Origin of the sequence: [Actinomadura] parvosata subsp. kistnae, from assembly GCF_900323885.1 — a bacterium.
Lineage (GTDB): Bacteria > Actinomycetota > Actinomycetes > Streptosporangiales > Streptosporangiaceae > Nonomuraea > Nonomuraea composti.
The window spans coordinates 712,587-727,361 of record NZ_OOHJ01000022.1 but is presented as its reverse complement, the minus strand read 5'-3'; the positions used below and the strand labels follow the sequence as shown (position 1 = coordinate 727,361).

General features: G+C 73.9%; 15 protein-coding genes. 11 read left to right on the top strand and 4 right to left on the bottom strand.

The annotated features are described in order from the left end of the window. Position 1: 1 nt before the first annotated feature. Positions 2–586 carry an FMN-binding negative transcriptional regulator gene (locus KIS93_RS46055; protein WP_080041614.1) on the top strand — a complete coding sequence of 195 codons (585 nt, stop codon included), beginning with the start codon at positions 2–4 and terminating at the stop codon, positions 584–586. After that, positions 583–1,647: a C45 family autoproteolytic acyltransferase/hydrolase gene (locus KIS93_RS46050; RefSeq protein ID WP_080041613.1), complete on the top strand. Its 1,065-nt coding sequence runs from the start codon at positions 583–585 to the stop codon at positions 1,645–1,647. The genes KIS93_RS46055 and KIS93_RS46050 overlap by 4 nt, the downstream gene beginning before the upstream one ends. A gap of 6 nt (positions 1,648–1,653) precedes the next feature. Here KIS93_RS46050 and KIS93_RS46045 read toward each other — a convergent pair whose 3' ends face one another. After that, complete coding sequence (locus tag KIS93_RS46045) at positions 1,654–2,817, bottom strand: acyl-CoA dehydrogenase family protein (RefSeq protein ID WP_080041612.1); 1,164 nt, start codon at positions 2,815–2,817, stop codon at positions 1,654–1,656. 66 nt (positions 2,818–2,883) lie between these two features. On the opposite strand from KIS93_RS46045, the gene KIS93_RS46040 reads away from it, so the two are divergent. Genes KIS93_RS46040 through KIS93_RS46025 form a run of 4 tightly spaced genes read left to right on the top strand, consistent with a single transcriptional unit; the run spans position 2,884 to position 6,728 of the window. Beyond that, the gene (locus KIS93_RS46040; protein WP_222107891.1) at positions 2,884–4,317 is read left to right on the top strand and encodes an aldehyde dehydrogenase family protein; all 1,434 of its coding nucleotides are present in this window, start codon (positions 2,884–2,886) and stop codon (positions 4,315–4,317) included. Next, entirely contained in the window at positions 4,314–5,477 is a 1,164-nt protein-coding gene (locus KIS93_RS46035) for a CaiB/BaiF CoA transferase family protein (RefSeq protein WP_080041609.1), read from the top strand. Before KIS93_RS46040 ends, KIS93_RS46035 begins: the two co-directional genes overlap by 4 nt. Continuing rightward, the gene (locus KIS93_RS46030) at positions 5,474–6,136 is read left to right on the top strand and encodes a GntR family transcriptional regulator (protein ID WP_080041608.1); all 663 of its coding nucleotides are present in this window, start codon (positions 5,474–5,476) and stop codon (positions 6,134–6,136) included. The genes KIS93_RS46035 and KIS93_RS46030 overlap by 4 nt, the downstream gene beginning before the upstream one ends. Further along, the gene (locus KIS93_RS46025) at positions 6,129–6,728 is read left to right on the top strand and encodes a TetR/AcrR family transcriptional regulator (protein ID WP_080041607.1); all 600 of its coding nucleotides are present in this window, start codon (positions 6,129–6,131) and stop codon (positions 6,726–6,728) included. The genes KIS93_RS46030 and KIS93_RS46025 overlap by 8 nt, the downstream gene beginning before the upstream one ends. 34 nt (positions 6,729–6,762) lie before the next feature. On the opposite strand, the gene KIS93_RS46020 is transcribed toward KIS93_RS46025, so the two are convergent. Both KIS93_RS46020 and KIS93_RS46015 read right to left on the bottom strand, forming a co-directional pair. After that, on the bottom strand, positions 6,763–7,341 hold the full coding sequence (locus tag KIS93_RS46020) for a hypothetical protein (RefSeq protein ID WP_155128288.1): 579 nt from the start codon (positions 7,339–7,341) through the stop codon (positions 6,763–6,765). 20 nt (positions 7,342–7,361) lie between these two features. After that, positions 7,362–8,687 (bottom strand): PBP1A family penicillin-binding protein, encoded by a 1,326-nt coding sequence (locus KIS93_RS46015; protein WP_080041605.1) that lies wholly within the window; start codon positions 8,685–8,687, stop codon positions 7,362–7,364. 279 nt (positions 8,688–8,966) lie between these two features. Between KIS93_RS46015 and KIS93_RS46010 the strand changes: the two genes are divergently transcribed. Beyond that, the gene (locus tag KIS93_RS46010) at positions 8,967–9,686 is read left to right on the top strand and encodes a thioesterase II family protein (RefSeq protein WP_080041604.1); all 720 of its coding nucleotides are present in this window, start codon (positions 8,967–8,969) and stop codon (positions 9,684–9,686) included. A 53-nt stretch (positions 9,687–9,739) separates the two neighbouring features. Here KIS93_RS46010 and KIS93_RS46005 read toward each other — a convergent pair whose 3' ends face one another. Further along, positions 9,740–10,666, bottom strand: a complete 927-nt coding sequence (locus KIS93_RS46005) for a MurR/RpiR family transcriptional regulator (protein WP_080041603.1) — start codon at positions 10,664–10,666, stop codon at positions 9,740–9,742. A 152-nt stretch (positions 10,667–10,818) separates the two neighbouring features. On the opposite strand from KIS93_RS46005, the gene KIS93_RS46000 reads away from it, so the two are divergent. The 4 genes from KIS93_RS46000 (at position 10,819) to KIS93_RS45985 (ending at position 14,763) form a co-directional block, all read left to right on the top strand. Continuing rightward, positions 10,819–12,192, top strand: coding sequence for an MFS transporter (locus tag KIS93_RS46000; protein ID WP_080041602.1), 1,374 nt, complete (start codon positions 10,819–10,821; stop codon positions 12,190–12,192). Continuing rightward, positions 12,189–12,611, top strand: coding sequence for a GAF domain-containing protein (locus KIS93_RS45995; RefSeq protein WP_080041601.1), 423 nt, complete (start codon positions 12,189–12,191; stop codon positions 12,609–12,611). The genes KIS93_RS46000 and KIS93_RS45995 overlap by 4 nt, the downstream gene beginning before the upstream one ends. Beyond that, positions 12,608–13,813, top strand: a complete 1,206-nt coding sequence (locus KIS93_RS45990; RefSeq protein ID WP_080041600.1) for a metal-dependent hydrolase family protein — start codon at positions 12,608–12,610, stop codon at positions 13,811–13,813. The genes KIS93_RS45995 and KIS93_RS45990 overlap by 4 nt, the downstream gene beginning before the upstream one ends. 107 nt (positions 13,814–13,920) lie before the next feature. Beyond that, complete coding sequence (locus tag KIS93_RS45985; RefSeq protein ID WP_186404816.1) at positions 13,921–14,763, top strand: alpha/beta hydrolase; 843 nt, start codon at positions 13,921–13,923, stop codon at positions 14,761–14,763. Positions 14,764–14,775 lie beyond the last annotated feature (12 nt).

Sequence of the window (14,775 nt, the reverse complement as noted above, 5' to 3'; positions counted from 1 at the left end):
CATGTGGACAGCCCCGCGGTACGCGGCACAGGACCCCGCCCAGGAGGCCGAGCTGATCAGGCGCAACCCGTTCGCCCTGGTCGTCAGCACCGTGGACGGCGTGCCCGTGGCCACGCACGCCCCCGTCCTGCCGGGCGAGGAGGGCACGCTGGTCGGGCACATGGCGCGGGCCAACCCGCAGTGGCGCTCCTTCGAGTCGTCACCCGACGTGCTCGTCGTGTTCTCCGGGCCGCACGGGTACGTCTCGCCGACGGTGTACGGCACCGACCCGGCCGTCCCGACCTGGGACTACGCGGCCGTGCACGTGACCGGCCGGGTGGAGCTGATCGACGACGCCCTGGAGGTGGTGGAGCGGACGGTGGCGGCGGCGGAGTCGTTGCGCTCGCCGTCGTGGGAGCCGACGCCCGCCTCGCGGGAGAGGTTCCGCGCGCTGCTGCCCGGGGTAGTGGCCTTTCGCGTGCGTGTTCGTACGCAGCAGAGCGTGTTCAAGCTGAGCCAGGACATCGACGCCGAGCGGTACGCCCGCGTCCGCGCCTCCGCCGCCGCCGACAACCCGCGGCTCGCCGAGTTGATGGGCAGGTCATGAGTTTTCCCACGTTCACCAGCAGCCAGACCGATCCGCGGGCCCGTGGCAAGGAGTTCGGCACCCACCTGCGCGGGCGGATCGCCGCGAACCTGGCCGGTTACACCGACCTGTTCGCGGTCGCCGGGGCCGGCGCGGGGCAGGTGCGCGCGTGGGGCGAGCGGGCGCTGGAGGCCATCGGCGACTGGGCGCCGGCGCAGGCCGAGGAGATCGCCGGCATCGCGGCGGGCGCGGGGCTGGAGCCGTGGCAGGTCGCGGTGATCAACGCCCGCACCGAGATCCTGGCCGCGATCGACATGGTGGGGCACGGCGAGTGCTCGACGTCGGTGGTGCTGCCGCCGGACGGCCCGCCGCGCACGGTGCAGACGTGGGACTGGCACGACCACCTGCGCGACGCGCCGGTGCTATGGGAGTACGAGCTCGACTCGGGCCGCGTGGTGCGCACGTTCACGGAGGCGGGCACGCTGGCCAAGATCGGCGTCACCGACGCCGGGCTCGGCGTGCACTTCAACATCCTGCGCCACGACTCCGACACCGCCGACCTGGGCGTGCCGGTGCACCTCATCGCCCGCCGCATCCTCGACGAGGCGGCCACCGTCGAGGAGGCGACCGGCATCGCCCGCTCCGCCAGGGTGTCGGCCTCGACCGTCATCACCGTCGTCACCGAGCACCAGGCGGCCTCGATCGAGATCTCCCCGGCCGGGGTGGCGGCCATCCCACCGGGCCCCGACGGCGTCCTGCTGCACTGCAACCACTTCCTCGACGCCGGCCTGGCGGCGGGGGAGCGGCACGCCACCGAGCGGCCCGGCACCTACGACCGCTTCCGCCACCTGGAGGCCCACGTCGAGGGGCTGAGCGGCGCCGACCAGAACGCGCGGGCGCTGGCCATGCTCAGCCACGCCCCCGAGGGCGCGCCCGTCTGCGCCCACCCCGACCTCACGCAGCCGCTCAACCAGCGCTGGGAGACGCTCGCCACGATCGGCCTCGACCTGCCGGCCGGGCGGCTGCGGGTGCACCAGGGCGGGCCCTGCCAGGTCACCGAGGCGACCTGGCAGACCTTCTGAGCGGCCCTACTTGAACGCGGGGATCCCGGTCAGCGCCTTGCCGATGACCAGCGCGTGGATCTCGGAGGTGCCCTCGTAGGTGAGCACCGACTCCAGGTTCACGGAGTGCCTGATCACCGGATACTCGAGGGTGATGCCGCCGGCGCCGAGCAGCGTGCGGCACTTCCTGGCGATCTCCAGGGCCTCGCGCACGTTGTTCAGCTTGCCGGCGCTCACCTGCTCGGGGGTGAGCGTGCCGGCCTCCTTCAGCCGCCCGAGGTGCACGGCCAGCAGCAGGCCCTTGCCCAGCTCCAGCGCCATGTCCGCGAGCTTCTCCTGGGTGAGCTGGTACGACGACAGCGGCCGGGCGAACACCTCCCGGTCGGAGGCGTAGGCGATGGCCGTCTCCAGGCAGTCCAGCGCCGCCCCCATCGCCCCGAACACGATCCCGAACCTGGCCTCGTTCAGGCAGCCGAGCGGCCCGGACAGGCCCCTGGCGCCGGGCAGCATCGCGTCGGCGGGCAGGCGCACGCCGTCGAGCACCAGCTCGCTGGTCACGCTCGCGCGCAGGGAGACCTTGTGTTTGACGTCGTTGACGGTGAAGCCGGGGGTGCCGGCCGGCACGAGGAAGCCCCTGATGCCCTCGTCCGTGCGGGCCCAGACCACGGCGACGTCCGACACCGAGCCGTTGGTGATCCACAGCTTGGTGCCGTTCAGCACCCAGTCGCCGCCCTCCCGCTTGGCGGTGGTGCGCATGCCGCCGGGGTCGGAGCCGAAGTCGGGCTCGGTCAGGCCGAAGCAGCCGATGCGCTCCCCGGCCGCCATCGCGGGCAGCCACTCCTGCTTCTGCTCCTCGCTGCCGTACTTCCAGATCGCGTACATGGCGAGGGAGCCCTGCACCGAGACGAGGCTGCGCAGGCCGGAGTCGGCGGCCTCCAGCTCCAGGCAGGCCAGGCCGTACGCGACGGCGCCCATGCCGGCGCAGCCGTACCCGTCGAGGTGCATGCCGAGGACGCCGAGCGAGCCGAGCGTGCGGGCCAGCTCGCGCGCGGGCAGCTCGCCGGCCTCGAACCAGCCGGCGACGTGCGGCCGGATCTCCCGGTCGCACACGCGCCTGACCGTGCTCCTGATCTCGCGTTCCTCGTCGGTCAGCAGCGTGTCCAGGGCGAACAGGGCGGTGGGTGCGATCATCGGCGGTCTCCATATTTTGGATCCAATATTGAAAATCCAATATGACACAGTTAGGGTGCGTTGACCATGGACGTTCTGAATCTCATCGGTGGCCGCTGGGTCGAGGGGGAGGGCGAGGAGTTCGCCGACACCAACCCCGCGCGGCCCTCCGAGGTCGTGGCGCGCGGCCGGTTCGCCTCCGCGCGCGAGGTGGCGCGGGCGATCACCGCCGCCCGCGACGCCGCGCCCGGCTGGGCCGCGACCCCGCACCACGCCCGCGCCGAGATCCTGCTGCGCGCCGCCGCCCTCGTGGACGCCGCCGCCGAGGAGTGGGGCGCGGAGCTGGCCCGCGAGGAGGGCAAGACGCTGCCCGAGGCCGTCGCCGAGGTCCGGGGCTCCGCCCGCATCCTGCGGTACTACGCGAGCGAGGCCGACCGCGACAGCGGCGAGGTCTTCGCCTCCCCGCGCCCCGGCGAGAGCGTGCTCGTCGTCCGCAAGCCGATCGGCGTCGCCGGGCTCATCACGCCGTTCAACTTCCCGATCGCCATCCCCGCCTGGAAGATCGGCCCCGCCCTCACCTACGGCAACACCGTCGTCTGGAAGCCGTCCTCGCTCGTTCCGCTGCTCGCCTACCGGCTGGCGTGGGCGCTCACCGAGGCCGGGCTGCCGGACGGCGTGCTCAACCTCGTGTACGGCGAGGCCGAGGCCGGCTCGGCGATCGTCGACCACCCCGGCGTGGACGCGGTGTCGTTCACCGGTTCCACCGCCGTCGGCCGGGCCGTCATCGCGCGCTGCGGCGAGCTGGGCAAGCCCGTGCAGACCGAGATGGGCGGCAAGAACGCCTCCGTCGTCCTCGCCGACGCCGACCTCGACCACGCCGCCGAGCAGGTCTGCCTCGGGGCGTTCCGGTCCACCGGGCAGAAGTGCACCGCCACCTCGCGGCTCGTCGTGGCCACCCAGGTCGCCGACGAGCTGCTGGAACGGGTGGCCGACCGCGCCGCCCGGCTCGTCGTCGGCGACCCGCTGGCGCCCGAGGTGGAGATGGGCCCCCTCGTCAGCTCCGCCGCGCGCGACCGCGTCGCCGCCGGGGTGCGGCAGGCCGTCGGCGCCGGCGCCAAGCCGCTGGCCGGGGCCGAGCCGCTGGAGCGCGAGGGCTGGTTCGTGCCGCCGACCGTGCTGGACCTGCCGGGCACCGGCGTGGACTTCTGGCGCACCGAGCTGTTCGGGCCCGTCGTGGGAGCCGTGCGGGCGTCGAGCACCGAGGAGGCGCTGGGGCTGGCCGACCTCAGCGACCACGGCCTGTCCGCCGCCGTCTTCACCCGCGACCTCGGGACGGCGCTGGCGGCGATCGACCGGCTGGAGGTCGGCGTGCTGCACGTCAACTCCGAGTCGGCGGGCACGTTCCCGTACGTGCCGTTCGGCGGCGCCAAGCAGAGCGGCTTCGGGCCCAAGGAGCAAGGACGGGCCGCCAGGGAGTTCTACACCCGCACCGTCACCGTCTACCTGGGGGCGCCGGCGTGAGCGGAGCGCTGTCCGGGCTGCTGGTCGCCGACTTCAGCCGCGTGCTGGCCGGGCCCTACTGCACGATGCTGCTCGCCGACCTCGGCGCCGACGTCGTCAAGGTCGAGCGGCCCGGCACCGGGGACGACACCCGCGCCTGGGGGCCTCCGTACGCGCCCTCCGGCGAGGCGACGTACTTCCTCGGCGTGAACCGCAACAAACGCTCCATCGCGCTCGACCTGCGCGCCGACGCCGAGGTGGCGCGCGCCCTCGCGGCGCGGGCGGACGTGCTCGTCGAGAACTTCAAGCCCGGCACGATGGACCGGCTCGGCCTCGGCTACGAGGCGCTGCGCGCGCTCAACCCCGGCCTGGTGTACTGCTCGATCACCGGGTTCGGGTCGGGGGCCGGGGCCGAGCTGCCCGGGTACGACCTGATCGCGCAGGCCGTCGGCGGGCTGATGAGCGTCACCGGCGAGCCCGGCGGGCCCGGCACGAAGGCGGGGGTGGCGCTGGTGGACGTGATCACCGGCCTGCACGCCGCCCTCGGCATCCTCGCCGCCCTCCGCCATCGCGACCAGACAGGCCAGGGCGGCCGCTTGGGCGGCGCCGCCTCCGAGCAGGCGGCCGGTCAGCATGTGGAGGTCTCGCTCCTGTCGTCGCTGCTGTCGGCGCTGACCAACCACGCCTCCGCCTACGCCGCCGCCGGCGTCGTCCCGCAGGCCATGGGCAACCGGCATCCGAGCATCGTCCCGTACGAGGTGTTCCAGGCCGCCGACCGCCCGATCGTGATCGCCGCCGGCAACGACCGCCAGTACCGCGCGCTCTGCCTCGCCCTCGACCGCCAGGACCTCGCCGACGACCCCCGCCACGCCACCAACGCCGACCGCGTCGCCGCCCGCGACACCCTGGTCCCCGAGCTGAACGCGGCCCTGGCCGGGCGCACGGCCGACGAGTGGTTCGAGCGGCTGACGGCCGCCGGGGTGCCGTGCGGGCCGATCAACGACCTGGCCGCCGCCTTCGCCCTGGCCGGCGAGCTCGGCCTGGAGCCGTCCGTCGAGCTGGGCGGCGCCGGCCAGGTCGCCAACCCGATCCGCCTCAGCGCCACCCCGCCCTCCTACCACCGCCCGCCGCCCGCGCTCGGGCAGGACGATGCCTGGGTTCGTGAGATATTGAGGCAGTGAGTCCGGACGAGGCACGACGCAGGCCGCCCACCGCCCAGCAGTTCGTGCTGGGAGAGCTGCGCCGCGCCATCACCACCGGCCGCCTGCGCCCCGGCACCCCCATCCGGCAAGACGCGCTCGCCGAGGAGCTGCAGGTCAGCCGGGTCCCGCTGCGCGAGGCGCTCAAGACGCTCGAAGGCGAGGGGCTGGTCACCTACAAGCCGCACAAGGGCTACTGCGTGGTCATGCTCTCCCTCGACGACCTGCGCGAGGTCTACCGCATCCGCGAGCTGCTGGAGGAGGAGGCCGTGCGCGCGGCGGTGGCCCGCCTCACCGACGACGACCTCGGCCGCATCGAGGCGGCGCAGGAGGAGGTCGAGCGGGCCGCGGCGGCGGGCGACGTCGCCGCCATGGCGACGGCCAACCGCGCCTTCCACATGACGTTGTTCGACTGCGCGGGCCGGCCGCGCCTGGCCCGCCTGATCCGCACGCTGTGGGACACGACCGACGCCTACCGGTCCATGTACTACGGCGACGCGGGCAACCGGGAGCGGGTGATCGAGGAGCACCGCGCCGCCCTCGACGCGCTGCGCCGCCGCTCCGCCGACGACGCCGTCACCACGCTCAACGTCCACCGCGACCACGCCGTCGCCGAGCTGGAGCCGCTCCTGGATGCCTAAGATCGTCGATCACCAGGCGCGGCGGCTGCTGATCGCCGAAGCCGTGCACCGGATCATCGACGCCAAGGGCCTCGACAGCGTCAGCCTGCGCGAGGTCGCCGCCGAGGCCGGGATGTCCATGGGCGCGGTCCAGCACTACTTCGCCACCAAGGAGGAGATGCTGCGGGTGGCGCTGGAGCAGCTCAACGCGCGCATCGCGCTCCGCGTGGCCGCCGCCGACCAGGACGACCCATTGCGCCTGCTGCGGGCGGCGATCCTGGAGGTCCTGCCGCTCGACGAGACCCGCCGCTTCGAGGCCCGCGTCGGGCTCGCCTTCCTGGCCAGGTCCGTGGTCTCCGACGAGCTGGGCGCGATGGTCCGGGCCGGGCTGCCGCTGGTGCTCGACTTCTACGCCGGCCAGATCCGGGCCGCGCAGGCCGCCGGGCAGCTCGCCGCCGGGCTCGACCCCGACCAGGAGGCGCGGGCGCTGTTCGCCCTCGCCCAGGGGCTGGGGCAGCCCGCGCTGATCGGGCTCTACTCGCCGCACGACGTGATCGCCCTCGTCGACCGGCACCTCGCCCGCCTCGCACCCGGGCCGGTCGGCGCGGGATGAACGCCGAGGGGTGCTCGCCTTTCACCCGGGCCGGTCAGCGCAGGGTGAGGACCGCGAGATGCTCGCCGCGGTGGCCGAGCAGGTCCGCCGGCACGCCGTGGCGGCCCGGGCGCCACGCCAGCGCCTGCAGCCCGTGCTCCGGCACCATGATGTCCCGCTCCCCGAGCCGCACCACGCCCACCTCGGCCGACAGCCGCACGATCCCGTACCCGACCCACCGGTAGGGGCGGCGCAGCCACGGCACGGGGCTGGCGTTGTAGCGGGTGCTGTCGCCCGCGTCGGCGTGCCCGTCGAGCGCGGCGGCGGCCGGGCGCGGGCGCAGCACGTTTTCGTCGCACGGGTCGGCCGCGACGGTGCCGCCCGTGCGCAGGTTCCAGCGGCCGCCGCGCTTGGGCGACAGCAGCCACACGTCCAGCCAGAACGCGCCCACCCCGTCGAGCCGGGCGAAGGCCGTGGCCGCCAGGCGGTCGCCCACGAACAGGGACAGCGGCGTGAACCGGTGCCGGCCCCCAAGCGTCTCCGGCAGCTCCTTGGGCAGGCCGTTCGCGATCAGCCGGCGGCTCTCGGTGGCGGGTGTGTACCCCAGGTACTCGGCGCGATCCACGGGTCTCATCGGACCTCCTGGCTCGCGGGTCAGTCGGCGCAGGCCCTGCTGCACCCGCCGAACCGCGTGGTGTCGGGTGGGGTGAAGGACGTGGCCTCGGTGCCGTCCAGGGCCGCCTTCATGGAGTCCTTCCAGATGGGGCCGGGGATGGTGGTGCCCTCGACCTCCGCGTAACGCTTGCCCCCGATGGTGACGCCGGTGAGCGGGCGCCGGTAGCCGTCGGGGTGGCCGAGCGCGACGGCCGCCGCCAGGGCGGGCGTGTATCCGGCGTAACCGGCGCTGGCGTTGGAGCCCATTGTGCCGTCCATGCCCGCCGCGTCGCGGCCCAGGCCCTCCAGCGGGCCCTTGGCCAGCGCCCGCTCCAGCACGCCCGTCACCGCGTCGGCCACCGGCGCCTCCAGCGCCTGCTCGCAGCGCGGCGGGAACGAGCGCCGGTAACCGCTCCGGTCGCTGACCTCCGTCACCACCCGGGGCGCGCAGTGCAGGCCGCGGGCGGCGAGAGTGGCGTACGTGGTGGCCACCGCGACCGGGTCCACCTCGTTGACGCCGAGCGCGAACGTCTCGAACTCCTGGAGGCGCAGGCCGTCGGCCCGTTCGAGCCCGAGCCGCTGCGCCATCCGCACGCTCTCGCACAGCCCGACCCGCTCGGTCAGCTGCACGAAGAACGTGTTCTCCCTGGCCAGGGTGCCCGACTCCAGCGTGGTGAAGCCACCTCCGCCGTGCTCGAAGTTGAGCACGCTGTGGGTCGGGTCGCCGACGTTCTGGCCCTTGCAGTTCTTGAACGCCGCGTACGTCGGCGCCCGGTAGCTCGCGGCGAACGGGAAACCGTCGCCGGTGCGCAGGCCGCCCTCCAGAGCGGCCGCCAGCGTGTACACCATGGCGGTGCTGCCCTGCTGGAAGCCCTTGTAACCGCGCAGGTCGTCGTGGCTGGCGGCCAGCGCCCTGATCTCGCCGCTGCCCGGCGCGACCATCGCCTCCAGGGCGAGGTATTCGTCCGCGCGGCCGACGTGACGGTCGATGGCCTGCTGGGCGGCCTCCTGGGCGCGCGGGTCGATCGCCGTCCTGATCGTCAGGCCCGGCTTGCCCGTCAGCAGCTCCGGGGCGTTCGCCTTCAGCTCGGCCCGCACCCGCTCGCACACGTACGCGTACCGGCTGCTCCCGCACTCGCCCGTGAACTCCGCCAGCACCGTGCCCCGGGCGTCCACCAGCACGGTCGGGCCGGGCGTGGTGGCGGCCCGCACCAGGCGCTCGCGCGCCGGCTCCGCCTCGCCGCCGCGGCCGAGCACCAGGACCCCGGCCGCGATCAGCACACCCGCCGCCACGACAGCGGTGATGACGACCCGTAAGGAGATCACGCACGGATCTTACGCGGGCCCGGGTCCCCGCCGCGATGCCGCCGGGGACGAGCTTCCGGTTACGGCCGGGCCGGTGCGACGCTCGTCCAGAGGCGGGCTTCCGCTTGCGGCCGGGCCGGTGCGACGCTCGTCCAGAGGCGGGCTTCCGGTTACGGCCGGGCCGGTGCGACGCTCGTCCAGACGCGGGCTTCCGCTCGCGGCCGGGCCCGCGTGACGTCCGTCCGGGACGGCTGGTTCAGTAGGAGGTGACCGTGACCCCCGGCCGTCGCAGGAGACCGCATGACCTGGTTCCACGCTCTGGACCCCCGCCCGAACGCCGCCCTGCGGTTGTTCTGCTTCCCGCACGCCGGCGGCGCCGCCGCGGCCTACCGGGACTGGCACCGGGCGGTGCCGCCGGGCGTGGAGGTGCGGGCCGTGCAGTACCCCGGCCGCGCCGACCGGATGGGGGAGGCGCCCGTCAGCGACGCCCACCTGCTCGCCGACCGGATCGCCGAGGCCATGAGGCCGCTGCTCGACCGCCCCGCCGTGCTGTTCGGGCACAGCATGGGGTCGGTGCTCGCGTACGAGACGGCGCTGCGGATCCGGCCCGCCCACCTGATCGTCTCCGGGCGCCGGCCCGCGCACGTGCCCCGCCCCGGCACCGTGCACCGCGCCACCGACGAGGACCTGGTGGCCGAGCTGCGGCGGCTCGGCGGCACCGCGCCCGAGCTGCTGGACGAGCCCGACGTGCGCGCGTACATCCTGCCGATCATGCGTGCCGACTACCGGCTCGCCGAGACCTACCGCAGCCGCCCCGCCGAGCCGCTGGACTGCCCGATCACGGCGATCATCGGCGACGCCGACCCCGAAGTGGACGCGGCCCTCGCCGAGGGGTGGGGCGAGCTGACCCGCGCCGGGTTCAAGCTGCACGTGCTGCCCGGCGGCCACTTCTACCTGGTGCCGCGCCGCGACGAGGTGATCGGCCTGATCCTCGACGCCATCGGCTCCGCACGAGCCTGATCCTCGACGCCGCCGGCTCCGCACGGGGCTGAGTGATCGGCGCCGTGGCCTCCTCAGGGGGCCGAGTGGTCGGCGCCGTGGCCTCCTGGGAGGGCTGAGCGCTGGTCGGGGGCGGCGGGCCGGCGGTGGAGGAGGCCGAACTTGTCCCACATCGCCTCCGCCGCCTCGATCGAGGCCCCCGTACGCGCCGGATCCACGGCGGCGAGCTGCGTGACCAGCGCCTGGGCCACGGCGATGCCGGCCGTCAGCGAGGGGAAGAACGCCTCGCCCTCCGCCGGCACCATCACGACCTGCTCGGCGGCGCCGGCCAGGGCCGGGCTGGCGGCGTCGGTGACGGCGAACACGCGCACGCCGCGCGATCGGGCCTCGTTGGCGGCCAGCACCGTGCTCTCGTACAGGCGCCAGAAGCTGATCGCGATCAGCACGTCGCCTTCGCCGATCGCGGCCATCACGTTCGCCAGCTCCGCGTCACCGCCGGTCACGGCGTGCACCGGGTAGCCGGCCAGGCGGGCGTTGTGGGCCAGCGCGATGCCGACGGCCGCGTAGCTGCCGTCGGCGACGATGACGGTGCGGCGGGCCCCCGCCACGGCCTCGGCGATCGTGAGCAGCACGCCTTCGTCCAGGCGCCGGTTGAGCAGGGCGAGGCTGTCGAGGTCGCGGCGCAGCGAGCGGGCGCTGGGGGAGCCGGTGCCCCGGTGCTCGGCGGCGACCTGCCCGGCGCTGAGCGAGGACAGGTACCGGGCGCGCAACTCCTGTTGCAGGGCCGGCCAGCCGGCGAAGCCGAGGGCCTGCGCCGTACGGGTGACGGTGGCGACGTTGACGCCGGCGAGCTGCGCCAGCTCCCCGGCGGAGCCGAACGCGGCCCGGCGCGGCTGCGACAGCAGCACCTCCAGCACGGCGGCCGCCTTGCCGCGCAGCCCGCGCACCGGCAGCCGCTCGCGCAGCCAGTCCTGGTAGCTGTCGGTGGCGGTCTCCGTCACGTGGGCCCTTTCCTCGCGGGGTGGTCGGGTCAGCATGCTACGCGGTCGTGACCACCGAAACCTGCAAAGACCATTGCAATTTTGCTGATTTGCACTATATGTTGCTGCGCAATCGACCTGCAGGGCCATGACCTGGCGAAAGGTGTTGCTCGATGACCTTGTTGGCCCGTCTGGACCGGCTCCCGCTGAGCCGTCCGCACTACGTCCTGCTCCTGATCGGCGGCCTCGGCTACACCTTCGACGGCATGGACTCGGCCGTCGTCGCGTTCCTGTTGCCCAGCGCGAAGGCGGCCTGGGGCCTGTCCGACGTCCAGCTCGGCATCATCGGGTCGGCCACGCCGTTCGGGTTCCTGTTCGGCGCGACCGTCGCGGGCCTGCTCGGCGACCGCATCGGCCGCAAGAAGGTGATGATGTACGCGCTCGCCTTCTACGCCGTCTTCTCCGTGGTCGCCGCGTTCGCCCCCAACTACGAGGTGTTCCTCGGCTCGCGCGTGCTGGCCGGCGCCGGGGCTGGGGCGGAGAGCGCGATCATCGCGCCGTTCCTGTCCGAGTTCGTGCCCGCCAAGCGGCGCGGCTGGTTCATCGGGGCGCTGGCCGGGTTCTTCTCGTTCGGGTTCGTGATGGCGGCGCTCATCGGGCGGTTCGTCGTGCCGACGTTCGACGAAGGCTGGCGGATCGCGCAGGTGATCACCGCGCTGCCCATCGTGATGCTGCTGTGGTGGCGCCGCTCGCTGCCCGAGTCGCCGCGCTTCCTGCTCCAGCAGGGCCGGGCGGCCGAGGCCGAGCGGGTGGTCGCCGACCTGGAGCGGCGCGTGGAGAAGGCCACCGGCGAGCCGCTGCCGCCGGTGCCCGAGACCGCCGTCGCCCCCACGGCCGACCCGCCGAAGGTGAACCTGTTCAGCGCCCTGCGCTTCCTGTGGAGCCCGGCCATGGCCAGGCGCACGGCCGTCATCTGGCTGATCTGGTTCGTGATCACGTTCTCGTACTACGGGTTCTTCTCCTGGATCCCCACGCTGCTCATCGGCCGCGGCATCACGGTCACCAAGAGCTTCGAGTTCTCGATCATCATCTACCTCGCGCAGATCCCCGGGTACTTCTCCGCCGCCTGGCTGTCGGAGCGCATGGACCGCAAGAACACGATCGCGCTCTACCTCGCGGGCTCGGCGGTCAGCGCGTTCTGGCTGTCGCAGATGGACTCGCCCGTCATGATCACTGTCGCGGGCGCGGTGCTGTCGTTCTTCCTGAACGGCACGTACGCCGGCGTCTACTCCTACACCCCCGAGGTCTTCCCCACCTGGATCCGCGCCACCGGCACCGGCCTGTCCAGCGCGTTCGGCCGGGTCGGCAGCATCCTCGCACCGACGATCATCGGCGCGTCCGCCGCGAGCCTCGGCTTCGCCGGCGTGTTCGGGCTGACCACGGCGGTGCTGGTGGCCGGGGTGGTGTGCGTGATCGTGTTCGGGCTGGCCACGGCAGGGCGATCACTGGAAGAGCTGACCGAGACGACCGAGGAGGCAAGACGATGATCGAGCTTGAGGAAAGAGTGCGCAGGGAGGTGGGCGTGCGCCTGTTCACCGTGCTCGCCTGGATCCCCGAGCGGCGGGCGCTGCGCCGCGTGCACAGCAGCCACCCCGAGCAGTACCCGGTGGGCGGCGAGAAGACCGTCGAGGTCGCCGCCGGCTGGCTGGCCACCTGCATCGAAGGGCGGCGGCCGTACTTCGGCAAGGACCGCGCCGCCGTACGCGAGATCTTCGCCGACCACGAGCTGATCGAAAGCCTCGGCTGCTCCTCCATCATCAACGTGCCCGTCCTCGGCGACGACGGCGACGTGCTCGGCGTCCTCAACATCCTCGACGCCGAAGGCACCTACGACGACGCCTCGCTCGCCGCCGCCCAGGCCATCGCCCAGGACGCCGCCCCCTACCTCAAGGCCGGTGCCGCATGAGCCTGCTCCTGAAGAACGCCCTGCTGCTCGACGTCGCGACCGGCGACTACACCGAGGCCGACCTGCGCTGCGCCGACGGCCGCATCGCCGAGACCGGCCACGGGCTCACCGCCCCCGACGACACCCGGGTGATCGACCTGGCCGGCGCCCGCGTCGTACCCGGCCTGATCGACGCGCACGTCCACGTCACCGCCTCCACCGCGAACCTCGGCACCCTCGGCTCCATGTCCCCCTCCTACGTGGCCGCCCACAGCGCCCGCATCATGAGCGACATGCTCAGCCGCGGCTTCACCACCGTCCGCGACGCCTCCGGCGCCGACTTCGGGCTCGCCGACGCCCAGGCGGAAGGGCTCGTCCGCGGGCCCCGCCTGCTGTTCTGCGGCAAGGGGCTCAGCCAGACCGGCGGGCACGCCGACTTCCGCGGCCGCGGCGAACACCTCAAGGACGACCACCCCTGCTGCGCCGGCGTCGGCCGCGTCGCCGACGGCGTCGACGCGGTCCGCGCCGCCGCCCGCGACGAGCTGCGCAAAGGCGCCCACCACATCAAGATGATGGCCTCCGGCGGCGTCGCCTCCCCGACCGACCGCATCGACTCCACCCAGTACTCCATGGACGAGCTGCGCGCCGCCGTCGAAGAGGCCGAAGCCGCCAACCGGTACGTCGCCGCCCACGCCTACACCGCCCGCGCCGTCAACCGCGCCCTGGAGGCCGGCGTGCGCTCCATCGAGCACGGCAACCTCATCGACGACACCAGCGTGGAGCTCTTCCTCAAGCACGACGCCTTCCTCGTGCCGACCCTCGTCACGTACTGGGCGCTCAAGGAGGAAGGGCGCGAGTTCGGCCTGCCCGAGCGGAGCTGGCGCAAGGTCGACGAAGTCCTCGACGCCGGCCTCGCCGCCCTCGACCGCGCCGCGCGCGGCGGGGTGCGGCTCGCGTACGGAACCGACCTGCTCGGCGGCATGCACCGGCACCAGAACCAGGAGTTCCGGCTCCGGGCCGAGGTGCAGCGGCCCCTCGACGTCCTGCGCGCCGCCACCACGGGGGCGGCGGAGCTGGTCGGGCTCGCGGGCGAGATCGGCACGCTCGCCGTCGGGGCGCACGCCGACCTGGTGGTGCTCGACGGCGACCCGCTGGCGGACATCAGCGTCCTGGCCGACCCCAAGCACGTGCGGCACGTCATCCAGGCCGGCACGCTCGTGTAACCCGCACGGCCGTGCACCGGCGCCCTCGGCGGCCGGGGGATGCGGCGGCGGCGGGGCGGGGCGGTGGCGGTGGGCGCGCCGGTGCGCGCCTGCGTACCGTTGTCCTCGTGACGACGCTCGCGCGCACCGCCCTGGTCGTCGCCGCGGTGCTGCTCCTGCTGCTCGGGCTGCTGTGGGTGTTCCAGCGGCGGCTCATCTACCTGCCCGACACCGCCCCCGTGCCGCCCGCCGCGACGGTGATCCCGGGCGCGCGCGACATCACCCTCACGACCCGCGACGGCCTGAAACTCACCGCCTGGTACGTCCCCGCCGCCCCGCCCGGCGACTTGCCCAACGAGACGTCCGGCGACCGGGCGGTGACCGTGCTGGTCACCGGGGGCAACGCCGGGAACCGGCTGCACCGCGCCCCGCTGGCCAGGGCGCTGGCCGCGCGCGGGCTGCCGGTCCTGCTCATGGACTACCGCGGCTACGGCGGCAACCCGGGCACCCCCACCGAGGACGGCCTCTTCCTCGACGCCCTGGCCGCCCGCGACGCGATCCACACCCCGAAGGTGATCTACTTCGGCGAGAGCCTAGGCGCGGCGGTGGCGACCCGGCTCGCCCTGGAACGCCCGCCCGACGGCCTGGTGCTGCGCTCCCCGTTCACCGACCTGGCCGCCGCCGGCCAGGTCAACTACCCGTTCCTGCCGGTACGCGCCCTCCTGCGCGACCGCTTCCCCGTCGCCGACGCCATCGCCGCCGTCCGGGCCCCGGTCGTGGTCGTGTACGGCACCGGCGACACGACCGTCCCTCCCGACCTGAGCCGCACGGTCGCCAAGGCCGCCGGGGCGACGGCGGTGGAGGTGCCCGGGGCGGGCCACAACGACCTGACCCTGCTCACCGGCCCCGAGCTGGTCGGCGCGGTCGCCGAGCTCGCCGACCGCGTCCGTGGCAGGGCCTCGACCGAGTGACCATCGAGACGA

What these genes read in the sequence shown, in the direction of transcription:
- KIS93_RS46040 (WP_222107891.1), top strand. Translation starts at nt 2,884, where the DNA reads ATGGACGTTCTGAATCTCATCGGTGGCCGCTGGGTCGAGGGGGAGGGC.
- KIS93_RS46025 (WP_080041607.1), top strand. Translation starts at nt 6,129, where the DNA reads ATGCCTAAGATCGTCGATCACCAGGCGCGGCGGCTGCTGATCGCCGAA.
- KIS93_RS46055 (WP_080041614.1), top strand. Translation starts at nt 2, where the DNA reads ATGTGGACAGCCCCGCGGTACGCGGCACAGGACCCCGCCCAGGAGGCC.
- KIS93_RS45995 (WP_080041601.1), top strand. Translation starts at nt 12,189, where the DNA reads ATGATCGAGCTTGAGGAAAGAGTGCGCAGGGAGGTGGGCGTGCGCCTG.
- KIS93_RS45990 (WP_080041600.1), top strand. Translation starts at nt 12,608, where the DNA reads ATGAGCCTGCTCCTGAAGAACGCCCTGCTGCTCGACGTCGCGACCGGC.
- KIS93_RS46020 (WP_155128288.1), bottom strand. Translation starts at nt 7,341, where the DNA reads ATGAGACCCGTGGATCGCGCCGAGTACCTGGGGTACACACCCGCCACC.
- KIS93_RS46045 (WP_080041612.1), bottom strand. Translation starts at nt 2,817, where the DNA reads ATGATCGCACCCACCGCCCTGTTCGCCCTGGACACGCTGCTGACCGAC.
- KIS93_RS46000 (WP_080041602.1), top strand. Translation starts at nt 10,819, where the DNA reads ATGACCTTGTTGGCCCGTCTGGACCGGCTCCCGCTGAGCCGTCCGCAC.
- KIS93_RS46050 (WP_080041613.1), top strand. Translation starts at nt 583, where the DNA reads ATGAGTTTTCCCACGTTCACCAGCAGCCAGACCGATCCGCGGGCCCGT.
- KIS93_RS46010 (WP_080041604.1), top strand. Translation starts at nt 8,967, where the DNA reads ATGACCTGGTTCCACGCTCTGGACCCCCGCCCGAACGCCGCCCTGCGG.